This is a genomic window from Glycocaulis abyssi (genome assembly GCF_041429775.1).
Lineage (GTDB): Bacteria > Pseudomonadota > Alphaproteobacteria > Caulobacterales > Maricaulaceae > Glycocaulis > Glycocaulis abyssi.
Map to the genome: position 1 here is coordinate 485,094 of NZ_CP163421.1, position 24,464 is coordinate 509,557.

Annotated in this window: 28 protein-coding genes; 17 read left to right on the forward strand and 11 right to left on the reverse strand. The window is 64.0% G+C overall.

The features are described from left to right. Window positions 1-73: 73 nt before the first annotated feature. Complete coding sequence (gene smc / locus AB6B38_RS02490; RefSeq protein ID WP_371394128.1) at window positions 74-3,511, reverse strand: chromosome segregation protein SMC; 3,438 nt, start codon at window positions 3,509-3,511, stop codon at window positions 74-76. 91 nt (window positions 3,512-3,602) lie between these two features. Further along, window positions 3,603-4,334 carry a DsbA family protein gene (locus AB6B38_RS02495; protein ID WP_371394129.1) on the reverse strand — a complete coding sequence of 244 codons (732 nt, stop codon included), beginning with the start codon at window positions 4,332-4,334 and terminating at the stop codon, window positions 3,603-3,605. Window positions 4,335-4,493: 159 nt separating this feature from the next. Here AB6B38_RS02495 and gatC point away from each other — a divergent pair, with 159 nt between their 5' ends. From gatC to AB6B38_RS02545, 10 genes are read left to right on the forward strand one after another with little or no spacing between them, the layout of a single operon-like run. Continuing rightward, on the forward strand, window positions 4,494-4,781 hold the full coding sequence (gatC, locus tag AB6B38_RS02500) for an Asp-tRNA(Asn)/Glu-tRNA(Gln) amidotransferase subunit GatC (protein ID WP_371394131.1): 288 nt from the start codon (window positions 4,494-4,496) through the stop codon (window positions 4,779-4,781). Window positions 4,782-4,786: 5 nt separating this feature from the next. After that, entirely contained in the window at window positions 4,787-5,371 is a 585-nt protein-coding gene (locus tag AB6B38_RS02505) for a hypothetical protein (RefSeq protein WP_371394133.1), read from the forward strand. Then, a complete protein-coding gene (gatA, locus tag AB6B38_RS02510) occupies window positions 5,364-6,842 on the forward strand; it encodes an Asp-tRNA(Asn)/Glu-tRNA(Gln) amidotransferase subunit GatA (protein ID WP_371394134.1) in 1,479 nt (492 codons plus the stop codon). Before AB6B38_RS02505 ends, gatA begins: the two co-directional genes overlap by 8 nt. Then, a complete protein-coding gene (locus tag AB6B38_RS02515) occupies window positions 6,833-7,153 on the forward strand; it encodes a hypothetical protein (RefSeq protein WP_371394135.1) in 321 nt (106 codons plus the stop codon). Before gatA ends, AB6B38_RS02515 begins: the two co-directional genes overlap by 10 nt. A 2-nt stretch (window positions 7,154-7,155) precedes the next feature. Beyond that, on the forward strand, window positions 7,156-7,410 hold the full coding sequence (locus tag AB6B38_RS02520; RefSeq protein WP_371394136.1) for a hypothetical protein: 255 nt from the start codon (window positions 7,156-7,158) through the stop codon (window positions 7,408-7,410). Continuing rightward, the gene (locus tag AB6B38_RS02525) at window positions 7,407-7,673 is read left to right on the forward strand and encodes a hypothetical protein (protein ID WP_371394137.1); all 267 of its coding nucleotides are present in this window, start codon (window positions 7,407-7,409) and stop codon (window positions 7,671-7,673) included. Before AB6B38_RS02520 ends, AB6B38_RS02525 begins: the two co-directional genes overlap by 4 nt. After that, window positions 7,673-7,870, forward strand: a complete 198-nt coding sequence (locus AB6B38_RS02530) for a hypothetical protein (protein ID WP_127566160.1) — start codon at window positions 7,673-7,675, stop codon at window positions 7,868-7,870. Before AB6B38_RS02525 ends, AB6B38_RS02530 begins: the two co-directional genes overlap by 1 nt. Further along, window positions 7,863-8,006: a hypothetical protein gene (locus tag AB6B38_RS02535; protein ID WP_371394139.1), complete on the forward strand. Its 144-nt coding sequence runs from the start codon at window positions 7,863-7,865 to the stop codon at window positions 8,004-8,006. The genes AB6B38_RS02530 and AB6B38_RS02535 overlap by 8 nt, the downstream gene beginning before the upstream one ends. A 30-nt stretch (window positions 8,007-8,036) precedes the next feature. Then, window positions 8,037-8,264 (forward strand): hypothetical protein, encoded by a 228-nt coding sequence (locus AB6B38_RS02540; protein WP_371394141.1) that lies wholly within the window; start codon window positions 8,037-8,039, stop codon window positions 8,262-8,264. Continuing rightward, the gene (locus AB6B38_RS02545; protein WP_371394143.1) at window positions 8,261-9,253 is read left to right on the forward strand and encodes an NADPH:quinone reductase; all 993 of its coding nucleotides are present in this window, start codon (window positions 8,261-8,263) and stop codon (window positions 9,251-9,253) included. Before AB6B38_RS02540 ends, AB6B38_RS02545 begins: the two co-directional genes overlap by 4 nt. Window positions 9,254-9,328: 75 nt before the next feature. On the opposite strand, the gene AB6B38_RS02550 is transcribed toward AB6B38_RS02545, so the two are convergent. After that, complete coding sequence (locus AB6B38_RS02550; RefSeq protein ID WP_371394145.1) at window positions 9,329-11,866, reverse strand: hypothetical protein; 2,538 nt, start codon at window positions 11,864-11,866, stop codon at window positions 9,329-9,331. A 250-nt stretch (window positions 11,867-12,116) separates the two neighbouring features. On the opposite strand from AB6B38_RS02550, the gene AB6B38_RS02555 reads away from it, so the two are divergent. The 3 genes from AB6B38_RS02555 to AB6B38_RS02565 all read left to right on the forward strand — a co-directional run bounded on the left by AB6B38_RS02555 (window position 12,117) and on the right by AB6B38_RS02565 (window position 13,609). After that, window positions 12,117-12,524, forward strand: a complete 408-nt coding sequence (locus tag AB6B38_RS02555; protein ID WP_371394147.1) for an NADH:ubiquinone oxidoreductase subunit NDUFA12 — start codon at window positions 12,117-12,119, stop codon at window positions 12,522-12,524. A 7-nt stretch (window positions 12,525-12,531) separates the two neighbouring features. Continuing rightward, window positions 12,532-12,993, forward strand: a complete 462-nt coding sequence (gene mlaD / locus AB6B38_RS02560) for an outer membrane lipid asymmetry maintenance protein MlaD (RefSeq protein ID WP_371394148.1) — start codon at window positions 12,532-12,534, stop codon at window positions 12,991-12,993. A 91-nt stretch (window positions 12,994-13,084) separates the two neighbouring features. After that, a complete protein-coding gene (locus AB6B38_RS02565) occupies window positions 13,085-13,609 on the forward strand; it encodes a DUF2155 domain-containing protein (RefSeq protein ID WP_371394150.1) in 525 nt (174 codons plus the stop codon). Here the strand turns inward: AB6B38_RS02565 and aat are convergent. The 4 genes from aat to AB6B38_RS02585 form a co-directional block, all read right to left on the reverse strand. After that, complete coding sequence (aat, locus tag AB6B38_RS02570; RefSeq protein ID WP_371394151.1) at window positions 13,576-14,226, reverse strand: leucyl/phenylalanyl-tRNA--protein transferase; 651 nt, start codon at window positions 14,224-14,226, stop codon at window positions 13,576-13,578. The genes AB6B38_RS02565 and aat overlap by 34 nt on opposite strands. A 172-nt stretch (window positions 14,227-14,398) precedes the next feature. Continuing rightward, entirely contained in the window at window positions 14,399-15,751 is a 1,353-nt protein-coding gene (accC, locus tag AB6B38_RS02575) for an acetyl-CoA carboxylase biotin carboxylase subunit (RefSeq protein WP_371394153.1), read from the reverse strand. Window positions 15,752-15,760: 9 nt separating this feature from the next. Further along, window positions 15,761-16,252, reverse strand: a complete 492-nt coding sequence (gene accB / locus AB6B38_RS02580) for an acetyl-CoA carboxylase biotin carboxyl carrier protein (RefSeq protein ID WP_371394155.1) — start codon at window positions 16,250-16,252, stop codon at window positions 15,761-15,763. Between the two features lie 11 nt (window positions 16,253-16,263). Continuing rightward, window positions 16,264-16,725, reverse strand: a complete 462-nt coding sequence (locus AB6B38_RS02585) for a type II 3-dehydroquinate dehydratase (protein WP_371394156.1) — start codon at window positions 16,723-16,725, stop codon at window positions 16,264-16,266. 138 nt (window positions 16,726-16,863) lie between these two features. On the opposite strand from AB6B38_RS02585, the gene thiS reads away from it, so the two are divergent. Continuing rightward, window positions 16,864-17,091: a sulfur carrier protein ThiS gene (thiS, locus tag AB6B38_RS02590; protein ID WP_371394157.1), complete on the forward strand. Its 228-nt coding sequence runs from the start codon at window positions 16,864-16,866 to the stop codon at window positions 17,089-17,091. After that, window positions 17,048-17,626, forward strand: a complete 579-nt coding sequence (locus AB6B38_RS02595; protein WP_371394158.1) for a hypothetical protein — start codon at window positions 17,048-17,050, stop codon at window positions 17,624-17,626. Before thiS ends, AB6B38_RS02595 begins: the two co-directional genes overlap by 44 nt. Window positions 17,627-17,629: 3 nt before the next feature. Here AB6B38_RS02595 and AB6B38_RS02600 read toward each other — a convergent pair whose 3' ends face one another. Beyond that, window positions 17,630-17,818: a hypothetical protein gene (locus AB6B38_RS02600; protein ID WP_371394159.1), complete on the reverse strand. Its 189-nt coding sequence runs from the start codon at window positions 17,816-17,818 to the stop codon at window positions 17,630-17,632. 84 nt (window positions 17,819-17,902) lie between these two features. On the opposite strand from AB6B38_RS02600, the gene AB6B38_RS02605 reads away from it, so the two are divergent. Together AB6B38_RS02605 and AB6B38_RS02610 are read left to right on the forward strand one after the other, a co-directional pair. Continuing rightward, window positions 17,903-18,715, forward strand: coding sequence for a thiazole synthase (locus AB6B38_RS02605; RefSeq protein ID WP_371394160.1), 813 nt, complete (start codon window positions 17,903-17,905; stop codon window positions 18,713-18,715). A gap of 193 nt (window positions 18,716-18,908) precedes the next feature. Next, complete coding sequence (locus tag AB6B38_RS02610) at window positions 18,909-19,328, forward strand: VOC family protein (RefSeq protein WP_371394161.1); 420 nt, start codon at window positions 18,909-18,911, stop codon at window positions 19,326-19,328. 15 nt (window positions 19,329-19,343) lie between these two features. Here AB6B38_RS02610 and AB6B38_RS02615 read toward each other — a convergent pair whose 3' ends face one another. The 3 genes from AB6B38_RS02615 to AB6B38_RS02625 form a co-directional block, all read right to left on the reverse strand. Next, a complete protein-coding gene (locus AB6B38_RS02615) occupies window positions 19,344-20,078 on the reverse strand; it encodes a DsbA family protein (RefSeq protein WP_371394162.1) in 735 nt (244 codons plus the stop codon). 17 nt (window positions 20,079-20,095) lie between these two features. Then, a complete protein-coding gene (locus AB6B38_RS02620) occupies window positions 20,096-21,526 on the reverse strand; it encodes a M48 family metalloprotease (RefSeq protein WP_371394163.1) in 1,431 nt (476 codons plus the stop codon). A gap of 115 nt (window positions 21,527-21,641) precedes the next feature. Further along, window positions 21,642-24,218: an Rne/Rng family ribonuclease gene (locus AB6B38_RS02625; protein ID WP_371394164.1), complete on the reverse strand. Its 2,577-nt coding sequence runs from the start codon at window positions 24,216-24,218 to the stop codon at window positions 21,642-21,644. Window positions 24,219-24,464: the final 246 nt, after the last annotated feature.

Below are 24,464 nucleotides of genomic sequence, written 5' to 3' on the forward strand. Positions count from 1 at the left end.
CTATAAGCGCGGTATAGGCAAGTCAAGTGACGGGAGACGTGCTTCAAGGCGCTGATAAATAAGGTAATTTTACCTATTCGGCTGCGAGGAGCGCTTCTGCCGCACGCAGGTTTACCGAGACCAGCTGGGATACGCCCTGCTCACCCATGGTAACGCCGAACAGCCGGTCCATCCGGCTCATTGTGACGGGATTGTGGGTGATGATGAGGAAGCGCGTATCGGTCAGCTCGCGCATTTCCTCCAGCATCCGGCAGAAGCGGTCGACATTGGCGTCGTCCAGCGGCGCGTCCACCTCATCGAGCACGCAGACCGGGGCTGGATTGGACAGAAACACCGCAAAAATCAGCGCGGTAGCAGTGAGCGCCTGCTCCCCGCCGGACATGAGCGACATGGTCTCCATCTTCTTGCCCGGCGGGCAGGCCATGATCTCAAGGCCAGCTTCAAGCGGATCATCATGCTCGGTCAGGCGCAGCTCGGCCTCGCCCCCGCCAAAGAGCGTCGCAAAGAGCTGGCGGAAATGTCCGTCCACCACCTCGAATGCGGCCAGAAGCCGCGCCCGGCCTTCGCGCGACAGCGTATCGACCGCCTTGCGCAGGCGCGCGACGGCTTCGACCAGATCGTCGCGTTCGGCGGTCAGCCGGTCGCGCTCGGAGGTGAGTTCCTCGGCTTCCTCGTCCGCGCGCAAGTTTACCGCGCCCAGCCGCTCGCGTGACAGGCGGGTCTCGTCCAGACGGCGCTCCAGTTCAGCGGAAGAGAGGTTTGCGTATTCGCTCTGGCCGGACCGGGTTTGCAGGGCTTGCGGCGTTTCACCGGTTGCATCGGCGAGGCGTTCAGCCGTTTCGGTGATGCGGGTCTGCGCGCCTTCCAGCGTAGCGGCGGCGGCGGCGCGTGCCTCGCGGGCACTGCTTGCCTCGCGCTCTGCGGCGCGCAAGGTCGTATCGGCCTCGCGCAGGGCAGCTTCGGCGGCTTCAACCTCGGAGCGCGCCAGACGCGCACGCGATTCGGCTTCGCCCAGCTGGTCGAAGATCACGCTGCGGCGGTCTTCCAGCCGGGCAGGGACCGCTTCAGCTTCGCCAAGGGCGCTGCGCGTCTCGGCTTCAGCACTGTTGATCCCGGTCAGGCGTTCGGCGGCGCTCTGTGCGCGCCGCGACCATTCGGCTTCCTCGCGCTCCAGCCCGGCAATGCGGTGGCGGCGGCTCTGGGCGTCACGCCGAGCCGATTCGAGGGCGGCGCGGGCATCGGCGGCTGCGGCGCGGGCGCGTTCGGCTTCGGTGCGGGCTGCTTCCAGCGCCACGCTGCCATCATCGGCGTCCATGGCGGCTTTCAGCGCGGTTTCGGCGCGCTCCAGCGCGTCTTTCGCGCCGCTGGCCTCGGTGTCCAGCCGGCGTGCGGTATCTGTCAGATTGGCGCGGCGCGCCTCGGCGCGCACGGCGGCTTCACGGCCCTCGCTCAAGGCCCGTTCGGTCTCGCGCACGTCCCGCTGGGCCTGATCGAGTGCTTCGCGGGCAGCGCGCAGGGCCGTTGCCGATCTACTGGCTGACTGAGCGGCTTTGTCGTGCTCTGCACGCGCGCTGGCCTCGCGTGTCCGCGCCGCTTCCAGCTCGGCCAGAATTGTCTCCAGCCGGTTGCGCGTTTCCAGGCGGATGGCGGCGCTGGACGGTGCACCGGCATTGGCGGCGAACCCGTCCCAGCGGCGCAGCGCGCCTTCCAGCGTCACCAGGCGCTGGCCGGGCTTCAGCATACCGGCCAGCCGGTCGAGATCGGTCTCGTCAACCAGACCGATCGATTCCAGCCGCGCTTTCAGCGCTGAAGGCGCGTCGATAACTTCGCTGAGCGCCGTCACGCCAGAGGGAAGAGCCGGGGGCAGGGCGCTCGTTCCGGTCCAGCGGCGCGCAGCGTCTGCTGACAGCCCGGCCTCCAGATCATCGCCCAGCGCGGCGGCCAGCGCCTTTTCGGTGCCGGGCTTTGCGCGCACCTGCTCAACCAGCCCGTCATCATTATCGCCGGAAGCGACCAGACGGCGCAGGCTGTCGGCTTCGCGTGAGAGCGATTGCGTGTCGGCCTCGGCCGCGCGCAGGGCGTCGCGGGCGGTGTTGGCCGCATCGGTGTGCGCCTGGGCTGCGTCCTCGGCCCTGGCGAACGCCTCGGCGGCCTTTTCGGCTGCGATGCTGGATTCGCTGACCGCGCTTTCCAGGTCCTGAAGGCTGGGGCCGTCAGATTCGGGCAGTTCGGCGGCGCGCGCAGCGGCCTCGTCGGCCTCGCGGCGCAGGGCTTCATGGCGGCGGCGGGCATTGTCGGCGTCGCGCCGCGCGGCTTCGCGGGCAGCCTTCACCTCGGCAAGGCGCGCGCTGGCCTGGTCCAGCGCCTGCTCGGCCTGGTTGCGCCGGGTTTCAGCATCTGTCATCGCCGCTTCGGCTTTGGCCAGGGCTTCAGCGTCGCCCGCCAGCTCGTCCTGCAGCGTCTTGAGCGACGTGCGAACCCGCTCCAGTGACTGCGCCGCTTCCTGAGATAGCTCCGCTTCGCGTGCCTTGTTGACGGCCAGCTCTTCCAGCCGCGCCGTCAGCCGCTCGATATTGGTCCTGGCCTGATCGATATCGCGCTCCAGCGTGTCGCGTTCACGCTCCATCAGGCGCAGGGCGGCCGACGCCTCCGCTTCGCGTTCACGCAAGGGGGCCACCGCGTTTGAGGCTGCCTCGGCGGCGCTGGTGGCTGATGCGGCAAGGCTGGCGGCGTCCGCCACCAGGGCTTCGCAGGCGGCCAGATGCTCGCGGGCGCTGATTGCCGCCTCACTGGCTTCATGCCAGCGGCGCAGCCAGAGCACGGCTTCCAGCTCGCGGATGTCAGCAGACAGCTTGCGGTAGCGCCCTGCCTGCCGGGCCTGTTTCTGCAGGCCCTCATAGCGGCTCTGCAGCGTATCGACGACTTCCTGCAGCCGGTCCAGATTGGTTTCAGCCGCGTTCAGGCGCAGCTGGGCTTCGTGGCGCCGGGCGCGAAGACCGGCCACGCCAGCAGCCTCCTCAAGGACCCGGCGGCGGTTTTCCGGCTTGGCGTTGATAAGCTCGCTGATCTGGCCCTGACGCACGAGGGCGGGCGAGTTCGCGCCGGTACCGGCATCAGCGAAGAGAAGCTGTACGTCCTTGGCGCGTACGTCCTCGCCATTGATCTTGTAGTCAGAACCCTTGCCGCGCGTGATGCGGCGCGTGACTTCCAGAATATCCGCATCGTTGAAGCGGGCGGGTGCACGCCGGTCGGAATTGTCGATTGTCAGGATCACTTCGGCGCGGTCACGGGCCGGGCGGGTCGCGGTGCCGGAGAAGATGACGTCTTCCATCCCGCCGCCACGCAGCGATTTGGCAGAAGTTGCCCCCATCACCCAGCGCAGGGCTTCGAGCACGTTGGACTTGCCACAGCCATTCGGGCCGATAACGCCGGTCAGCCCCGCATCAATGCGCAGCTCCGCCGGGTCGACGAACGACTTGAAGCCTGTAACGCGCAGACGGGTGAACTTCACCAGACGCCTCCAGAAACCCGCCTGAAGCCCCGCGCCGCTGCTTTGCAGTCATCCGCTACTGGCTTCACCATGCCACCGAACCGCGAGGGAGCTATTGCTCGTCGCGAGACCGGAAATACTCGATGATTCGCGAGAAGGTGTCGCCCGTGAATTGCGCCGGGACGAAACCCTGATCGTCCTCAATGGCCGCATTGCCCGCAAAATACACCACGCCGGAGCCGTCCGGGGCGCGGTTGGCTTCCACCCGCTCGCCATTAATGATGAAGCTGGGCGTGGCATTGATGCCATCACGCGCGGCGCGCTGATTGGACTCGTTGATGGCGTCCACCGCGCTCTCATCGGACATGCAGGCGCGGAATTCCTGGTCGGACAGGCCGGCAGAGCGGGCAATCGTCTGGAATTGCTGGCGGGCCTGACCGCGCTGTGCGGCCATGAAGATGGCCTGCTGCTGCTCGAAGAGGACGTCTAGCACGTCGAAATAGCGCTCCTCGCCCGCGCAGCGCGCCAGCATGAAGCCGGCGAGGGCCAGTTCGGCCGAGCCGGTCAGCATTTCGCGGAACACCAGGCGCACCGTGCCGTCTTCGACATAGCGGTTCAGCGTGGGGTAGACGCCATGATGGAAGGCAGCGCAGCCGCCACAGGCCGTCGAGCCGTACTCGATGAACACGACCGGCGCATCGGCCGAGCCGCGCGCAAAATCACCCTCACGCTCGAACTCGCTGCGGTTGTCACTGGCCCCTGAATTGCCGCCACAGGCAGCCAGCGCCAATGCGGTTGCGGCTGCGAAGGCGGGGACGAGTTTGCGGGCGAAATCGAATGCCATGACGATTGCTCCATCAGATGAGCGCGGTGAGCGATTGGGCAGCACTCTACCCATAGGGCGCGCCTTAGCGCCAGAGTTGAGGGCAGGGCGCTTGCGCGAGGGCATGCGCGTTGTTACTCAGGCCGCTCGTTTTCCTGACCCATGTGGAGTGCGCGTCTCATGTCCGTTACCGAGGACGATGTCCGCCGGATCGCCCGGCTTGCCCGTATCGCCGAACCCAAGGACCGGGTGGCCAAGCTCACTGGCGAGCTGAATGGCATCCTCGACTGGGTCGAGATGCTGAACGAGGTGGATGTGGACGGCGTAGAGCCCATGACGACGCCGGTCTCCACTCCGCTGCCCATGCGTGAGGACAAGGTGACCGACGGGGAAATCCCCGAAAAGGTGCTGAAAAACGCGCCGAAGGCCGAAGAAGGCTTTTTCGTCGTCCCGAAGAGCGTGGAGTAGGGGCTGTGGGTATTCTGGCGCAGGATGTGCCGCCCTTTGCGCAGACCTTGGAGTTCGACGTCTCATTCGTTGGAATGGGATGGATGGACCTTGAGGTGCGGACGGGCGTTGGCAGCGCCAAGGTGGAATGGGCGAGCGATATTTGCCCGACCTTCAAAGGATTGGCGTTGTCAGCAATTGCAATAGCTGCTGGAAGCTACGTTCCGTGTACTATTGTCGCGGAACACGAGCCCGGCGAAACGATTGTAAGTGCTGGATTGGCATATATTCACGGCCGGAACGTAGAAAAAACACCGCTTGTTGTCGTAAAAATCACGTCGCCATTTGATGCGGTTGATTTAGATTTTTCCGTTGAGCCAGATGTTTACGTAGAAGCTGTCCGTTCATTGCTCGTCGGTCTCCGGGACCGAATGGGTCTTGAGGCCTACTATAATACTTATCACGAAGAATTTCCTTCAAAAGCGCTTGCCGCGCTGGAGGCCGCAATCCACACCCCGGCGACACCAATACCGCCCCCCGATATGACCGGGGCGATAACCATATGGAATGGCGACCGCGCCGAACCGGACGAAAGCAAAACTGATGACTGATGTATTTTCCCTCTCTCTCCTCGAAGCCCGCGACGCGCTTAGCCGTGGCGATGTCTCCAGCGCGGAGCTGACCGCAGCCCATGTGAAGGCCGCTGAAGCCGCGCAAGGTCCGCTCAATTGCTTCACCGTGATCGACCCCGATCATGCGCTGGGTATGGCGAAAGCCTCCGACGCGCGCCGGGCCAAGGGCGAGGCGGGCGTGCTGGAAGGCGTGCCGCTGGTCATCAAGGATCTGTTTGCGGTGAAGGGCGTGGAGACCACCGCATCCTCCAACATCCTCAAAGGCTTCAAGCCGGAATACGAATCCAGCGTTACGCAAAACCTCTGGAACGCCGGCGCGGTGATGGTGGCGAAATCCTCCATGGACGAGTTCGCCATGGGCTCATCCAACGAGACGGCTGCGACCGGCCCCGTGGTCAATCCGTGGCGCGCCACAGGCTCCACCGAGAAGCTGGTGCCGGGCGGCTCGTCCGGCGGGTCTGTGGCCGCGCTCAGCGCGGGCATCGGCTATGGCGCGACGGGCACCGATACCGGCGGCTCCATCCGCCAGCCTGCGGCCTTTACCGGCCTTGTCGGTGTGAAGCCGACCTATGGCCGCTGCTCGCGCTGGGGCGTGGTGGCGTTCGCCTCCTCGCTCGATCACCCCGGTGCGTTTGGCAAGACGGTGCGCGACAGCGCTCTGCTGACGCAGACCATGGCGGGCCATGATCCGAAGGATTCCACCAGCTATCCCGGCGCCGTGCCGGACATGCTCGGCGCGTGTGACAAGCCGGTCAAAGGCCTGCGCATCGGCGTGCCGAAGGAATACCGCATGGACGGCATGCCGGGCGAGATCGACACGCTCTGGGCCAAGGGCGTGGAGTGGCTAAAGGCGCAAGGATGCGAGATCGTCGACATTTCACTGCCGATGACGAAATACGCGCTGCCCGCCTATTACATTATCGCGCCGGCGGAGGCCTCCTCCAACCTCGCCCGCTATGACGGCATGCGCTATGGCTTGCGCGTCGAGGGTGAAGACCTGATCGATACGTATGAAAAGACGCGCGCGGCCGGCTTCGGCAAGGAAGTGCAGCGCCGCATCCTGATTGGCACCTATGTGCTCTCTGCGGGCTATTACGACGCGTACTACGTGAAGGCGCTCAAAGTGCGCCGCCGCATCTATGAGGATTTCCAGGCCGCGTTCGAAAAGGTGGACGCCATCCTCACCCCCACCACGCCCAGCGCCGCGTTCGGTATTGGCTCGAAATCCAAGGCTGACCCGATCGAGATGTATCTGAATGACATTTTCACCGTGACCGCCAATATCGCAGGCATACCCGCGATGAGCGTGCCCGCGGGCCTCGACAAGGCTGGCCTTCCGCTGGGCTTGCAGGTTATCACCCGCGCGCTGGACGAGGAAACCATGTTTTCCGTTGCCGCCGCGATTGAAGATGCGGCAGGGTTCAGCGCCAAGCCGGAGAGATGGTGGTGATACGTGACGCGCTGAATTTCTTCAGACAGCTCTTTGCCCGCATTGCGGCGGTGCTGGCGGTCATTCTGATGGGGTTTGGCGTGATTGGGGCAGTAGCCGGGTGGATCGCTGCCATGCAGACCGTCGATCCGTTTGGCGACTCGATGAGTATCGAGGGTCGTTGGCACATTCCGGTCAGCTCGGTTTTTCACAGTTTTGTGCCCGGATTCATTGTCCTGTTTCTGGCAATAGCCGCCGAATACGCCTCGCGCATTGCCTCCGACCTGCGCTTCCTTCGGTCAAAGGCCGATACTCGCGGCAAGGAGCTCTGAGCATGCGTGAGATGCTGCGTCTTCCTGTCGGCGTGTTTTTGCTGTTTGGAGCGATCTGCATCGCAACGGCGTTGTGGGACGGGCTGACAGGCTGGAGTGGCTTGGAAACGCTTGTGTCAGCGCTTGAATATCCGTTCCTCGTCGGCTCTATGGCGCGAGGACTTCTTATGATCGCACTGGGCCTCATCATTTTTCAGCTCGCGGCCATATCTGGTCGGCTGCGTACATTGGCGAAATCACAGGGGAAGCCGGCATGAAAGGCAGTCTGATCCGGTTCTTCCGCAATAAAGTCGCGCTCGCTCTGGCAGGTCTCACCTTGGCGATGGGCGCTTGGGGTGTTGCGCTGATCGGATTTGAGATTGTTGGCGGAAACGGCAGTCTCGTGTGGTCGTTGATAAATATGCTCGCGTCTCTGATCCCCATTCTCCTTCTCGCTGTCGTTATTGAATACCTCTCGCGCATTGCTGACGCGCTGGAGAAGCCCGGGGCGCTGGGGTTTGAGGACGAGGCAGGCGAGTGATGGGCGCACACGCTCAGCTTTTCCGCGATGCGCTGCATGCTTTGTCGCTGGGCGCTGCCGCTTTCGCCTTGTTTGGTGATGGTGCATTGGGCACCAATATCGCCTATATTGTGGGGGCGGCGGTGCTGCATTTTCTGGCGCACGTCGTGATCGAAGTGGACCGCACGATACAGCAGGAGCGAGCCGGACATGGATGACCTGACCGCCTGGATCGTACTGGGCTGCATGCTGGCCTTCGGTATTGGTGTTGCCGTCTTCTATGGCGAGCAGGCCCGTCAATTGAAGAACGAGCTGCGCCGCCAGCGCGAAGAGCGTGAGGGCAAGGCGGGCTAGTCCCGGCCGCTTGTTGCAGCCCTGATTTTCATGAACCCCACAGTCCTGCTCATCCCGCTTTGCGGCATCACCATTCTCGGCGCGGCCATGCTGGCCGGGCGGTTTGGTGATGAGACCGCGCCCAAAGCCATAGGTGCGGCACTTTTCCTCTTGGGTGCGGCGAGCATTGGCACCATCCTGTTTGCGCGGCGCATGAAAGCCTGGGTGGACCGGCTGGCCGATGAACAGCGCCGCGCGGATAGGGACGAGGACGCGTGAAAGCCATCTGGTATGAAACGCAAGGCCCAGCCAGCGATGTGCTGACGCTGGGCGAGCGCGCGGAACCTTTGCCCGGTCCCGGCGAGGTTGCCGTCACGGTGCAGGCTTCGGGCGTGAACCCGTCTGATGTGAAAATCCGCTCCGGCGCGCGCGGGCCGATGGCTGTGGACTTGCAAATCCCCCATTCCGATGGCGCAGGCGTTATCAAGGCGGTCGGCGAGGGGGTGGACCCTGCGCGCCTTGGCGAGCGGGTCTGGCTGTTCAGCGCGGCCTATAAGCGCGTTGGCGGCACCTGCGCGGAAGTGTGTGTGCTGCCCGCCGAGCATGCCGTGCCTCTGCCTGACCAGATATCGGTGAAGGCCGGTGCGGCGCTGGGCATTCCGGCCATGACCGCCCATCGCGCCCTGTTCTGCAATGGCGGGGTGGCGGACAAGACCGTGCTGGTTACTGGCGGAGCGGGCGCTGTGGGCCACAGCGCGATCCAGATCGCCAAATGGGCCGGCGCGGAAAAGATCATCACTACAGTCTCCAGCGCCGCTAAAGCGGCCATCGCCATGGCAGCAGGGGCGGACCATGTGATCAATTACCGCCAGCAGGACGTGGTGGAAGCGGTTCTTGCCGACACGCAGGGCGCGGGCGTGGATCATATCGTCGAGGTGGAGCTCGGCGGTAATCTGGCCCAGTCAGCGCAGCTCATCGCCGAACATGGCACCATTGCCTGGTATGGCTCGGAAAGCGTGCGCGAGCCGGTCTTTGCCGCCTATCCGCTGATGTTCCGCAATATCACCCTGCACGGCGTTTTCCTCTACGCGATCACGCCCGAACAGCGCGCCAGCGCCGTAGCTGACATTACCAGCGCGCTGGAAGCGGGGCTTTTGCGTCCGCTCATCGATTCTGTCTGGTCTCTGGAAGAGACTGTGAAGGCCCATGAGCGCGTGGAGAGCGGGGAGCGCTCCGGCGCGGTCATCGTCCAGCCGGGCGGGGCGTGATAGGGCATTTAGCGGGCCACCTGGGGTGTCCCCCCCGTAAACGTGGGAGGACAACGCCTCACCGCATAACGCGCCTCACCCCTCCGGCAGGGCGCCGGACCAGTCGCAGGCTTCGCAGTTCAGCTCGGCACCCGCTTCAACCAGCGTGAAATGTCCGCATCTGGGGCAGGGCTCGCCCGAATAGACCGGTTCGGGCCGTGTAGCGGGCGAGGCATCGCCCTTGCGCCCTGATCCGCTGGCAGGCGGAGGCGTCGTCTTGCGCGGCTGGCTGCCCAGCATCACCACATTGTCGGGCAGTTGCCCGCGCGAAAAGCCTTTCGAGATCAGGCGTGACGCCTCCTCGCCGGTGATGACCTTCTCGCTGGCCACACCATTGCCGATGCCGCCCGGATCGGATTTGCGCGCATCGGTCTGGGCAAGGTCCTCGCGGCCCAGGTAGGACACGCCGAGCTCCCGGAAGAGATAGTCGAGGATAGAGGTCGCGTGCTTGATGGAGTCGTTGCCTTCCACCGGGCCGGCGGGTTCGAAGCGGGTGAACACGTAGGCGTCGACATATTCTTCCAGCGGCACGCCGTATTGCAGGCCGATGGAGATGGAGATGGCAAAATTGTTCATCAGCGAGCGGAAGGCAGCGCCCTCTTTATGCATGTCGATGAAAATCTCGCCGAGTTCGCCATCTTCAAACTCGCCGGTGTGTAGATAGACCTTGTGGCCACCGACAGTCGATTTCTGGATATAGCCTTTGCGCCGGTCGGGCAGCTTGCGGCGGCTGGCTGCGCGCTCCACGGGCCGCTCCACCACGCGCTCGACAATGCGCTCCTCGGTAAAGACGGGGCGCTCGCCCCGGTCGGCGCTGTCAAACTCGATCGTGGCCAGCAGATCGTAGAGCGCCTCGCCCTCGCGGCGGATGCGGATGGCTTTAAGGCCGTCACGCGCTGCCGACAGGATGAGCGCGGACACATCGTCAATCGTGGCGTGGCCCGGCAGGACCAGATTAAGCCCTGCAGGGGCCTCCAGAGCGCTCTCCAGCGCCGCGGCCATGGCAAGGCGGGCTTCGGGCGTCACGGGCGCCAGCGCGGCTCTAAACGCCTCTGGCAGGGCCTCACACGTGTGCAGCTCGCCCGTGCCATGCACCCAGCGCTCTGCCGCCTCGATCTCCAGCGCGGAGACGCCGAACGCTTCCAGGAGGCGCGTGCCTGCCTGCTCCAGCCGCTCCGGGCTCAGCCCGCAGCGCTGGGCGATTTCGTCGCCTACCGTCCAGCGGTTGAAGGCGTGACGCACCGGCGCGCCGTCGGCGATCATCGTCTCGATACGGGCAAGGGCGCCATCGTCCAGCCCCGCCTCTTTCAGCGCGCCCAGCCAGCCGGGATTGAGGCCCGACAGCGTGCCCGCGCCAAAGGCGTGGGCGAGGGCGGCCGTCGCCGTGTCTGCGTCCAGCTCAGCCAGCAGGTCTTGCGTAAAGGCGCGCGCAGCGGGCGAGTTGCTGGCAATGCCTGCCGGGTCGATCCCGTGCGTGGCAAGCGCCAGATAGCCCGCGATTTCGGCGGATACAGGCCCGGTGATGACAGGCGCGGCGCTGGCTTTGCGAGCGAGGCTCGCCAGCGCGGCGGCGCGGGCGCGGCCCTCATCGCTGTCATAGGCAAGCCCTTCCAGCGCGAGCGCCGCGCCAAGCCCTGCCAGCAGCAGGCTGCCTTCGGCCTTGTCTGCCACGAGGCCCCACAGCGTGGCGGCGTTTTCCAGCGCGGCGTCGCCGCCCGCAAAGCCAGAGAGGTCTAGCACGATGGCCGGTTCAGGCAGAACCGCGTCATCAAAGCGCAAGGCGGGCTGGCCATGGGTCCAGATCGTCGCGGCGAGATCACGCAGGAAGGCGCGCGCGCCCTGATCGGTATCGGTCAACAGGTTCGCGCCGATTTCGATCACCGGATTGACCGGCATGTCGGGTACGAAACCTGCGCCATCCTCGATCGTGTCTAGCCCTTGGCGAGCGCGTGCAATCGCGCGCTCGATCATCGCGTCCGGCACACCGTCGCGCCGCGCGGCGCGCACAGAGCGGGCAAGGGCGCGGTTATGGCGCGGGTCAAAGCACTCGCCCTCGCTGCCATCGCAATTGATGCAGGCGAGCGCCACGGCTTCCAGCCGGTCGCGCACGATGCGCGCACCGACATCGCTTGCCGCGCCCGCCATCGCGGCGGTGTTGATCATGCTGATAAGCGCGCCTGCCTCGAACGGCCCGCTGGCGAGTGTTTCCAGCGGCATGTCCGCGTCCGCCTCGCCGCGCCAGAGATGCGGGGCGGGGCAGGCTTCGCGCGCGGCGAGACTGGCCAGGAGCTCTGCCGCCTCGATACTGTCAGGCTTCACGCCCGCCAGAGCGGCCAGCGACGCGGCGGTGCTTTCCAGCGCCTTGCGCCCGTCCAGCGTGCCATGGGCAACATCCGCCCCGGTAAGAAGCCCCAGCGCCGTCACCGCGCTTTCGGGCCAGTCTGCGGGCGCGCTGATCTTGACCGCATGGGGTGTGAGCGCGTCCGGGTCGGCATTGCCTGCCAGATGCTCGGCAAAGTCCAGCCCCGCCAGCGGATCGGCACCTTCTTTGGTCAGGCGGCGTTGGATCGTCATGGCGCGGACACTTCCCTGTTTGCCGCCTTGCTGGCGGCAGCCCTTCCCGCCGCGCCCGAAGGCTTGCGGGCAGCGGACGCGAATCACTCATGGCAAATGATACCGCCTCCGGGGGAGGTGAGTCGAAGGAAGGGGTGGGTTGTCCCTGCGCATTGCAACAACCCTGCAGCCCCGCGCACTGGACGCAGGCGCGCTTGATAGGCATATACCGTCACACCTGATTTGATGTTTCGCGAGGGGCGGACCTGCCATGCTCGACTTCATTGGACGACTGTTTGCCTGGTGGAATGGCGCGACGCTGGGCGCGCTGTGGACGATTAGCCGTGGCGGCAAGCTCGTCGGCGAGGATGATTACGGCAATCGCTATTATCAGGAACGCAAGAGCGGTTCGGGCGCAGACGGCGTGCCGCGCCGCTGGGTGATCTATAATGGCTATGCCGATGCCTCGCGCGTGCCGGCAGACTGGCATGGCTGGCTGCACCACACCTTTGCCGAGGCCCCTGTCGATGCGCCTTTGCCGCGCCGCGAATGGGAGCTGGACCACAAGCCGAACATGACAGGCACACTCCATGCCTACCGCCCGGCGGGCTCGCTGGCCGACCCGCGCCCGCGTGCGCGCTCGACGGCGGACTATGAAAGCTGGAACCCGGAAGGCTAGGCGATTGATGCGCGGCGGAGCGGTCCTCGAAACACTGGTTGGCGTTATCGTGCTGGTTGTCGCGGCGGCGTTCCTGGTGTTCGCGCAAGGGCGTCTCGATTCTGACCCTTCCGTTGGCGGCTATGAGCTGCAGGCGAGGTTCTCCGAAATCGGCGCTCTGACCCGGGGTGCAGAAGTGCGCGTGTCCGGCGTGCCGGTCGGCTCGGTGACAGCGATTGATCTCGATACCGAAACCTATTTCGCCAATGTCAGGCTTCGTCTGCGCCGTGATGTGCTGATCCCGGCCGATTCCACCGCCAAGATCACCGCCTCCGGCCTGCTGGGCGGGGCCTATGTTGAGATCGAGGCGGGCGGCGATGATGACATGATCGCCGAGGGCGGTGAGATCATCTACACGCAAGGCGCAGTCGACCTGTTTGAACTGATCGGCGGCTTTGTGTCGGGCGGGCGTGGCGGCGGCGACAGCTAGGCGCTGCGGGTTCTGGCCACTGGTCCCGGAGATTCGCCCTTGTGCTGCCGCATTGCGCTGGTGAGTATGGGTCGAGGGGAGTTTTCCAACGATGACATTGCTGATCCGCCTTTTGCCCATTTGCGCGTTTGCGCTCGCCAGCCTGCTCCTTGCCTCTGCGGCGCTTGCCCAGGAAGGCGATGAGCCCGGCTCGCTGGAGGAGTGGGCAGAGGATATCGAGGAACCGGACAGCGATTTGACCGCGCCGCTGGAGCAGCAGCAGGAACAGCGTGCCACGCGGCGCTCCGATGAGCTCAGCTCCCGGCCCGGCACCATTGCGGTCCTGCGCGGCCTCGACAAGGTGACGGCGCGCACCCGCGATTTCGAGGTGAATGTTGGCGAAAGCTACCGGTTTGGTGCGCTGGATATCACCGTGCGCTATTGCCGCCGCCGCCCGCCCGAGGAGCCGCCGGAAGTTTTCGTGTTTCTGGAGATCAACGACCAGCGCACGGACGGGTTTGGCATCGGCGCCGAGGGCGAACGCCTGTTCTCAGGCTGGATGTTTGCCTCCAACCCCGCGCTGAACGCGCTCGATCACCCCGTCTATGATGTCTGGGTGATCGACTGCAGGAGCTGAGCCCCGTTCAGGCCCTCCGGCATCGCGAAGAAATTGCCATCTTCTTTCAGCGCATCGCGCAGCAGCCGGTGATAGGCGTTGCGCGTGATGGTCTGCGCGCCAAAGCGCTGCAGATGTTCGGTGATGAACTGGGTATCAAGCAGGGTATAGCCGCCCGCTTTAAGACGGGCGACGAGGTGGACCAGCGCCACTTTTGACGCATCGGTCATGCGCGAGAACATGCTCTCGCCGAAGAACGCGCCGCCCAAACTCACGCCGTAAAGCCCGCCGACCAGATCGCCCTCATGCCAGCATTCCAGCGAATGGGCGTGGCCGCGCTCGTGCAATTCTCCATAGAGATTGCGGATCGGATCATTGATCCAGGTGTTTTCCCGGCCCCGCGCGGGCGCGGCGCAATGATCGACCACGATCGCAAAACAGCGGTTCACGGTGACGTGGAAGCGGTCCTTGCGCACCAGCTTGGCCAGGCTGCGCGGAATATGAAACTGATCGAGCGCAATGACGCCGCGCTCGTCAGGATCAAGCAGGAAGACGCGCGGATCGTCCCGGTCCTCGGCCATCGGGAAGACGCCGCGCGCATAGCATTCCAGCAGCTCTTCTGCGCCAAACCCGCGCATTTAGCTGGTGCCTTCAGCAAGAGCGGATTTCCTCCCCCGTTTACGGGGGAGGTGCCTTCGAAGAAGGCGGAGGGGGGAGCTTTTTTGAAATCCCCCCCTCGGCCCTTCGGGCCACTCCCCCCGTAAACGGGGGGAGACACCGGTGACGGCTTTAGGCTGCACAGCCAAGGGCTTAAGCCTTCGCGTTGCGCTCTGCCAGCCAGCTCTCCAGCCAGCGGATATGGTAATCGCCGCTGACGAAGTCCGGTTCTTCCAGCAGATCGAGATGGAGCGGGATCGTCGTTTCGATACCGCCAATGACCATCTCTTTGAGCGCGCGTTTCAGACGCATGATCGCCTCGTGCCGGTCGCGGCCATGCACGATCAGCTTGCCGATCAGGCTGTCATAATAGGGCGGGATGGAATAACCGGCGTAGAGGCCGGAATCGAGGCGCACGCCGGGGCCGCCGGGCGCGTGGAATTCCGTTACCTTGCCCGGCGAGGGCGTGAAGGTGTAGGGGTTTTCCGCATTGATCCGGCACTCTATGGACCAGCCATTGACCTTGATATCATCCTGGGTGAGCTCCAGCTTCTCGCCTGCGGCCACACGGATCTGCTCGCGCACCAGGTCGATGCCGGTGATGAGCTCGGTAACGGGATGCTCCACCTGCAGGCGGGTATTCATCTCGATGAAGAAGAACTCGCCGTTCTCGTAGAGAAACTCCACCGTGCCGGCGCCGCGATAGCCGATTGCGCCGACCGCCTTGCGCACTATCTCGCCAATGCGTGAGCGTTCCTCAGGGGTGAGGGCCACTGAAGGGGCTTCCTCAAGGACTTTCTGGTGGCGGCGCTGCAGCGAACAGTCCCGCTCGGCCAGATGGAGCACATTGCCGTGCTCATCGGCCATCACCTGTATCTCGATATGGCGCGGCTTGCCCAGATAGCGCTCGATATAGACAGCGCCATCGCCGAAGGCGGCCTGCGCCTCCGTAGAAGCGGTCTGCAGCGCGCTTTCCAGCTTGTCTTCGGTCTCGGCAACCTTCATGCCGCGCCCGCCGCCACCGGCAGCCGCCTTGATGAGCACCGGGAAGCCGACTTCCTTGGCGACTTTACGCGCCTCTGCCATATCCGAGATCGCGCCGTCAGAGCCGGGCACCACGGGAATGCCCGCTTCCACGGCGGCGCGCTTGGCGGTGATCTTGTCACCCATCAGACGGATGGTCTCGGGCTTCGGACCGATAAAGGTCAGGCCATGGGCCTCCACGATCTCGGCAAAGCGGGCATTCTCGGACAGAAAGCCATAGCCGGGGTGGATGGCCTGCGCGCCGGTAATCTCGGCAGCGGCGATGATGGCCGGGATATGCAGATAGGAGCGGGCCGCCGGGGGCGGGCCAAGGCACACGCTCTCATCGGCCAGCTTGACGTGCATGGCCTCGGCATCGGCCTCGGAATGGACCGCCACGGTGCGGATGCCCATTTCCTGGCAGGCGCGGTGCACGCGCAGGGCAATCTCGCCCCGGTTCGCGATCAGGATTTTCTCAAACATCGGCCGCTCCTAGATGAGGGTGAAGAGCGGCTCGCCGTATTCGACAGGCTGGGCATCGCTGACCAGCAATTCACCGATCTTGCCCGAGCGTGGCGCGGTGATCGGGTTGAAGGTCTTCATCGCCTCGATCAGCAATATGGTGTCGCCTTCCTTCACGCTCTGGCCGGGTTTGACGAAATTATCGGCATCCGGGTTGGGACGCAGATAGACCGTGCCGACCATGGGCGAGTTGACCGCGTTGGCGGCCTTGGCAGCGGCCGGTGCCGGATCGGCAGACGGCGCAGCGGCGACAGGTGCGGGCGGCGCGGCAGGAGCCGCCGCCGGAGCAGCAACTGCGGGCGCGGCCTGTGTATAGACAGGCGCCGGGACTTCGCGCGCGACGCGGATATGCAGCTCACCTTGCGCGACCTCGATCTCGGTCAGCTCGGTATCGTTTAGGATATCGGCCAGCTGGCGGATCAGTTTCGGGTCAATGCCGGTCTTTGTGGGCGTGGAAGCCATTTAGGGAACCTTTATGCTTTTGTCTTCGGGCCGGACGCGGCGATCAGCGCGTGGACGGCCTCTATGCCAAGGATGTAGCTGCGGGCGCCGAACCCGCTGATTGTGCCGGAAACGGCGCTGGAAACATAGGAGTGATGGCGGAACGCCTCGCGCGCAGCCGGTTGGGACAGATGTATCTCTATGGCCGGAATGGCAATCGCCTTCAAGGCATCGTGCAGCGCAATAGATGTATGGCCATAGCCAGCAGGGTTGATGATGAGGGCGGATGCGTCGCGCCCGGCGTCCTGTACATGGTCGATCAGCACGCCTTCATGGTTGGTCTGGCGAAAATCGATGGTCAGGCCCAGCATGCTGGCATGCTCTGCGCACGCCGCCTCGATATCGGACAGCGTGGCAGAGCCGTAAATCTCCGGCTCGCGCGTGCCGAGCAGGTTGAGATTGGGCCCGTTCAGGATGAAAACTGGTCTCGCCACCTGATGCATGTCCCCCGGCTGGTCTGTCTCATGCGTTCAGGCGGTGCAAAACTGCCTGCCTGACGCCATATGTCGTTTCTACGACGCCTCAGGCGCGATAAACAAGAACTACCGGCATTTTAAGGGAGCATTGCCGCCATGACGAAGACCGCCAGCGCTGCTGACATCGCCGTGACGGTGAACGGGGAGGCGCGTCATCTGCCTGCGGGCCTGACGCTGGCCGGGCTGCTGACCCATCTGGGGCTGGACACGCGCAAAGTCGCGGTGGAACGTAACCTGGAGATCGCGCCGCGTTCGGCCTATGGGCAGATCGCGGTCGAGGATGGTGACCGGCTGGAGATCGTCCAGTTTGTTGGTGGGGGGTGAGCGAATAATGTCTGGTATTTCTCAGCAGAATGGCCCGCGTGATATCGGAGACATCCTGCTTCGCGCGCCCATCCGGTATCCTGCCCGCTTCCTTGCATCAGCAATAGCGACAGTCGCTCTGGTCGCCGTGTTCGCCGAAAGCGTTGATGGTGGAGCTTACCTCTTTTTGAGCGCGGCCATTTTGATGCTTATAGTCTTCATCAACACCTCCATCGTCTACGTTTTCTCGAGGACGGGCCACCGCCTCCCGGTCCTGTTCATTGCCACCTCCGGGATATTCTTGCTGACCGGCCTTGTCTGGTCTGCTGGTACCAGCGGGCCGTTGGCAGGCCAGCTTGCGCTGGTGCTGTCTGGTGGAGTGATCGCCTCAATCAGCTATCTCGTGATGATGGTTCTGGCTTCGCGCGCCGTTGTCAGATCCAGACCCGACAAGCAGGAAATGCTGGACGGCGTAATGATCTTCTTCTGGGTAGCTTTTCCTGCGATCGGGCTATTCCTGCTTTCGCGGGAAGCGCGGGAGCGGAAAATCGTCTGACGTTCAGCCCTTCTTCTTGCTGCCGACTGCGGTGAAAACGGCAATCATCGTGAAGCACACCAGCCCGCCAATCATCAGGGGCAGATTGTTCTCGAACGGCACGCCGTCAAACGTGCGCCAGGCTGCGAAGCCCCAGCTGAGCAGACCGGCAAAGGCCAGAACGATGCTGATTCCTGTAATGGCAGGATGCATAAAAAAAGCCTCCACTCGCGCTTGATACACGTCCGGTCCATCCGGGGCGTGACGGAACGATAGCCGCGCGTTACAACGCCGTCCATGACCGAAAAAACCTCCCCCGATACCGCCTCCACCCTACCTGAAGACCGCCCGTTCACGGTGGCCGGGCGGACGTTCAACTCTCGCCTCATCATCGGCACCGGCAAGTACAAGAGCTACGCGCAGAATGCCGAGGCGCTGGCGGCCTCCGGCGCGGAGATCATTACTGTCGCATTGCGCCGGGTGAATCTCTCCGATTCCAGCCAGCCCATGCTGGTCGATCATATCGACCCGAAGAAGGTGACCTTCCTGCCCAACACGGCCGGGTGCTTTACCGGCGAGGACGCGGTGCGCACGCTGCGCCTGGCGCGCGAGGCGGGCGGCTGGAATCTCGTAAAGCTCGAAGTGCTGTCGGACCCCAAGCATCTTTACCCGGAGATGGAAGAGACGCTGCGGGCCACAAAACTGCTCATCGAAGATGGCTTCGACGTGATGGTCTATTGCTCTGACGATCCGGTCTATGCCCGCAAGCTGGAGGATGCCGGGGCGTGCGCGATCATGCCGCTCGGCGCGCCCATCGGCTCCGGGCTTGGTATCCAGAACCCGGTCAATATCCGCCTCATCATCGAAGCAGCTAAAGTCCCGGTCATCGTCGATGCGGGCGTCGGCACCGCCTCTGACGCCACCATCGCGATGGAGCTGGGCTGTGATGGCGTGCTGATGAACACCGCTATCGCCGAGGCCAAAGACCCGGTGCGCATGGCGCGCGCGATGAAGCACGCTGTCATTGCGGGGCGCGAATCCTATCTCGCCGGGCGCATGGCCAAGAAGCGCTATGCTGACCCCTCCAGCCCGCTGGCGGGGCTAATCTAGAAGGCTTCGCTCGTCATACTTCGTCATTCCAGAAAGCGCGTCAGCGCTTATCTGGAACCCAGATGATTTTAAAAAGTCTGGGTTCCGGACCTCGCTAACGCTCGCCCGGAATGACGAGGCGGGTAGCCATACCCTTGACATGTTCCTATAATGTTCTGATCCTCCAAAGTCACCGGAACAAGGAACTCCGCCCATGATGGAAGCTCGCCTATCCCTCGTCACGCTAGGCGTGGCGGATATCGCGCGCTCCAAAGCCTTCTATGAGGCGATGGGATTCAAGACCGCGTTCCAGAACGAGCAGATTGTCTTCCTGCCGATGGGCGGGCTGGTGCTGGCGCTCTTCGGCAAGCACGACCTTGATGCCGACATGGCGCGCGAGAACTCCGGTCATGGCCATATCGCGCTCGCGCACAACACCCGCAGCGAAGCGGAGGTCGATGCCATTATCGATCATGCTGTGGCGAGCGGTGGCAGCCTGCTCAAAGCTGCGCACAAGGCCGATTGGGGCGGGTATTCGGGCTATTTCGCCGACCCGGACGGCCATGCATGGGAAGTCGCCTACAATCCCCATTGGACGATAGACGCCGAAGGGCGGATCAATATGGCTCCCTGACGGAGCGCGCCCTCGCTAGTTCTCCAGCGCGGCGGCCACGATCCGGTTCAGCCGTCCGATATCGGCGCCGGGTATGATGTCGCCGCCGATCACGAAGAAGGGCGTGCCGCTGACCCCTATCGAACGGGCCAGCTGATACACGCTGTCGAGATGTTCCTCGATTTCCGGCGAAGCCATGGCTTCGCGCAGCGCGTCCGGCTCGATGCCGTGTTCGGCGGCGATAAGCTCGATGCGTTCGGCATTCATCGGTGAGCCGGCCTGCATAAGCGCATTGTGAAAATCGCGGTAGGTGTCGGGAGACAGGCTCCAGACCGCCAGCGCCGCGCGGGCGGCCTCCTCTGAAGCCTGTCCCAGCAGCGGCAGCTCCTTGTAAACGACCCGTATGCGCCCCTCATGGCGCTCCATTACGTCTTCCAGCCAGTCATTCACCTGCACGCAATACGGGCAGCGATAGTCGAAGAATTCGACAATGGTCAGCTCGGCATCTTCCGGGCCGGCCACCGGGTCTCTTGCATCCTCGTAGATTGCGTCGCGATACTCCTGCGCCCCGGCGATCAGCTGGGCCTGTTCGCGCGCGCGCGCGCGGCGCTGCAATTCCACGATGGCTTCCTCGATCACCTCCGGGTTTTCCACGATATAGCGATGCACGATCTGTTCGATGGCCGAGCTATCGGTTTCGTCGGTGTCGCCATTGGCGGGTGAGCAGGCAACAAGAAGGCCGGCGGCCAAAAGGCCAGTCAGAAAACGCATGTCATAGTCCCTGAATGTTAGTGGAATGCCGGGCTTGCCAGAGGCTGGCGCCGGTTGCGCTCGGCCCTGTTCCACTCGCGGATTTCCTGTGGTGTCGGTTCTGCAACTGCGATCAGTTCGCTGGCGCGCACCCAGGCCGGGGTGCCGCTGTCCAGCTCATCGCGGGCGCGATTGGCAAAGATGTAAGCCTGCATCGAATTGCCGACCGAGAAAAAGCGTTCCGCCGTTGCAAGCTGTGCCAGCGCTGTCTCTCCGCGCGCCTCATGGGCGAGCGCCAACTGGAACCAGGCCCAGCTATTCTGCTGCTCGCGTGCCAGCGCAAAGCGCAAATGGGAGACCGCCTCATCCAGCGCATCGGCTTCGCCGGTTCCAATCAGCGATGCGGCAAGATTCACGCGCAGAAGCGGTGCATCGGGCATCAGCTCGATCGCGCGCCGGTGGGGTGCGACCGAGTCCGCTATCCGTCCGCTCTCGTAGAGCATCTGGCCCTCCAGCTCGTGGAAGAACGGGTTTTCCGGCTCCATCTCGATCAGCTGTGCCAGACGCTCGCGTGCGTGGTCCAGCCTTCCCTGCCGGAAATAGGCAACCGAGCGCGCATACCGGGCCTCAAGGCTGGTATCGCTTTCAGGGTAACGCTGGAACACCTGGGCCGGTGCCACGGTGAAGCCGATGATCTTGGCCTGTATGCGCCGCAGCTCGGCGATCTCCTCGGGGCTGTCTTCCACATCGTAATAGGGCGATGCCTCTACCCGGCGCCGCATGGCTTCGATGCGCTGGGACGAGAGGGGGTGAGAGCGGAAATACTCATAGCGCCGGGCCTCGCTCATCACCTCCTGATAACGGAAGCGTTCAAACGTGGTCACCAGACCGCGTGAGGACTGGCCTGTGCGCTCCATGAAGGTAATGGCGGCCTGATCGGCGGCGGCTTCCTGGGTGCGCGTATAGCGCAGCATGTCCAGCGTCGCGAACTGGGGCGCGGAGGCGATAATGGCCGCCCCGCCCGCACCGGCACCGGCCATGGCGGCAACGATGCCCAGCCCCAGCGTGGCAATCATGGTCGCCATGGCGCCGCGCGTGCCATCGCCAAAGCGCACCAGATGCGCGCCTTCGATATGGCCGATTTCATGCGCGATAACGGCTTTGATTTCACCGGGATATTCGGCAATCACGATTGCGCCGGTATGCATGAAGATGTTCTGGCCACGCGTGACGAAGGCGTTGAACTCGTTGTTTCCGACCAGATAGAGGCCTACCGAATCGCTATCCAGCCCTGCCGCATCCAGCAAGGGGTCGGTATAGCCCTGCATGACCGCTTCGATTTCGGTGTCGCGGATCAGGCTTATGCCCTGGGCATGGGCGGGCGCGGACGGTCCGAGGATCATCGCCGCGCTGGCGGCCAGGGCCGTCGCAGAGGCGCAGCAATCTCTCAGGCGGGTAATGATCGTCATGGAGACATGACCTCCGATACGGCTTCCACCGCAATGCATCACCCCCAACGATAGCCTTTTCATGGCAGAAGTGCAGCCCGTGAGCACATTTATACTGACAGGCTGCACACCGATATCAGGACCCCATCCCGAACAGCTTGCCTGAGCGTTGCCACCAGCCCGAACGCTTCGGCCCGGTGTTTTCGCTCTCCTCGCCCGTTTCGGTGGCCGGTGCTTCGGATGCCGGTTCAGCCTTCTTTGCGCGCGGCTTGCGGGCAGGTGCCTTCTTCTGCTTGGGCGCGTCTTCGCTAGCGCTTTCAGCTGGAGCCTCGGCGGTTTCGGCGTCCGCCTTTTTGGGAGCAGCCTTGCGCGTGCGCTTCGGTTTGGCCGGAGCCTCTGCCTCGACGGCCGCTTCACTTTGCGCAGGTGCCGCTTCGGCGGGTTCTGCCTTCTTGCGCCGTGTGCGCTTGGGCTTGGGTGCCTCTTCGCTGGCGGCTGGCTCAGCGGCCTCAACCGCGCTTTCAGCTGCCGCAGGCGCGTCTTCCACGGCTTGCTTGCGGCGGCGTGACGGGCGCGTGCGGGCAGGCGGCGTCTCGCCTGAGCCGATGGCTTCGCTTTCGCCCGGCTCGATCACCGACAGGCCGGCAATCTCGCTGCTCTCGCCTGAGCTGGATGCGGCTGCCTGATCGTCGCGTGTCTCACCATCACCGCGCCGACGGCGTCCACGGCCACCACGGCGGCCCCGGCGGCGGCGCTTGGGCTTGCCGTCCTCGTCCTGGGCGCTCGTGGCAGGGGCTCTGTCAGCGCTTTCGCCCTCTTCGTCGCCATCGCTGTCGGCATCAGCGGCTTCGGCGTCGCCTCCGGCTTGCGCCTCGGCGTGATCGGAATCGCGGTCACGGCCACCGCGCCGTCTGCGGCGGCGGCGCGATTTGCGCTCTCCACCGTCACCATCGGCCTTTTCCGAACGGGTGTCTTCGTGCGCTTCTTCAGCGGCGGCACCCGCTTCCAGCGCGGCTTCCTCTTCCGCCGCCTGCCGGTCGGCTTCTTCCTCGGCGGTCAGCGAACCGGCTTCGACGGTGATCGGCTTGGGCACATAGGGTCCGCGATCACCGTCTTTACGCGCTTCCAGCCGCTCGATGCGTGATCCGTCGCGCTTCAGGTCGATATCTGTCGCGATCAGGACGCGCATGTCGAAGCGCTGCTCGACCGCGCGCAGATAGTCGCGCTTCTCGTTGAGCAGGTAGAGCGCCACCTCGTTGGGCAGATGCAGCGCGATCTTCAGGGCGCGCCCTTTAAGGCCCTCTTCCTCAACGCTGCGGATAGCCGCCAGAGCGCTCGATTCCACGCTTCTGAGATAGCCAATGCCATTGCAGTGCGGGCAGGGCTCTGTAGAGCCTTCCACCAGGCTCGTGCGGCGGCGCTGGCGGGAGATTTCCATCAGGCCGAACTGGGAGATTTTCGCCATCTGGATGCGCGCGCGGTCCTTGGCGAGCACCTCTTTCATCTTCTTCTCGACGGCGCGGATGTTCTTGTTGTCCTCCATATCGATGAAATCGATAATGATGAGGCCGGCAAGGTCACGCAGGCGCATCTGGCGCGCCGCTTCCTCGGCCGCTTCCAGATTGGTGCGCAGCGCGGTCTGCTCGATATTGCGCTCTTTGGTCGACTTGCCCGAGTTCACGTCGATGGCGACCAGCGCCTCTGTCGGGTTGATGACCAGATAGCCGCCTGATTTCAGCTGTGCGACGGGGGAGTAGATCGCCTCAAGCTGGCTTTCGGTCCCGTGGCGCAGGAAAAGCGGCATGTCGTCGGTATAGGGCTGCACCTTGGTGGCGTGGCTCGGCATCAGCATGCGCATGAAGCCCTTGGCTTCCTTGTAGGCTTCCTCGCCTTCGACCAGGACGTGCTCGATATCCTTGTCGTAAAGGTCGCGGATCGCGCGCTTGACCAGATTGCCTTCCTCGTAAATCAGCGAGGGAGCAACGGATTTCAGCGTGGTCTCGCGGATCGTCTCCCACAGACGGATCAGATAGTCGTAATCACGCTTGATCTCCAGCTTGGTGCGCGCCGCGCCCGCTGTGCGGATGATGAGGCCCATGCCGCGCGGCAGATCGAGCGACTGGACGGCGCTTTTCAGGCGCTTGCGGTCGGTCGCGCTGGTGATCTTGCGCGAAATGCCGCCCCCACGGTCGGTATTGGGCATCAGCACGCAATAGCGTCCGGCCAGCGACAGATAGGTGGTCAGCGCCGCGCCTTTATTGCCGCGCTCCTCCTTGGAGACCTGCACGAGCATGACCTGGCGGCGCTTGATGACCTCCTGGATCTTGTATTTGCGAAGCAGGTTGCGCCGTTTGCGGGCAATCTCCTCCATCAGATCCTCGTCATCATCGGCATCGTCGCCGCCATCGCTGTCGGTATCGGCGGTCAGCTCGGCTTCGGCCTCGCGCAGGGCCTGACGGTCCTCGAACGGGATCTGGTAGTAGTCGGGATGGATCTCGTTAAAGGCCAGAAAGCCGTGCTTGTTGCCGCCATATTCGACAAAGGCGGCCTGAAGCGAGGGTTCTACACGGGTGACCTGGGCGAGATAGATATTGCCACGGATGGGGCTGCGTGAAGCCGACTCAAAGTCGAAATCTTCAACGCGGTTGGAATCCACAATGACCACCCGGGTTTCTTCCGGGTGGGAGGCGTCGATCAGCATTTTGCGGGACATAAAGGCGAGCTCCGGTGCGCGCGCCAGCACGAATCATCCGGCCTGTAAGGGCCAGAGCAGATAGCTGGGCGCTGAGTTGGGAGCGCAAGGGCGGCGTCGCTTCTGAAGGGGTCGAAGGGAAAGCACGCGCCTGGCGCATGTTCAAGGTTCCTTGTCGGCCTGTCCGGCACCCCCTGAAAGGCAGGGGAAACACGCGGAGCAGGCCGCTTTGACTGGTCTGGGGCGCGTGCGCGCAGAACCGGATGA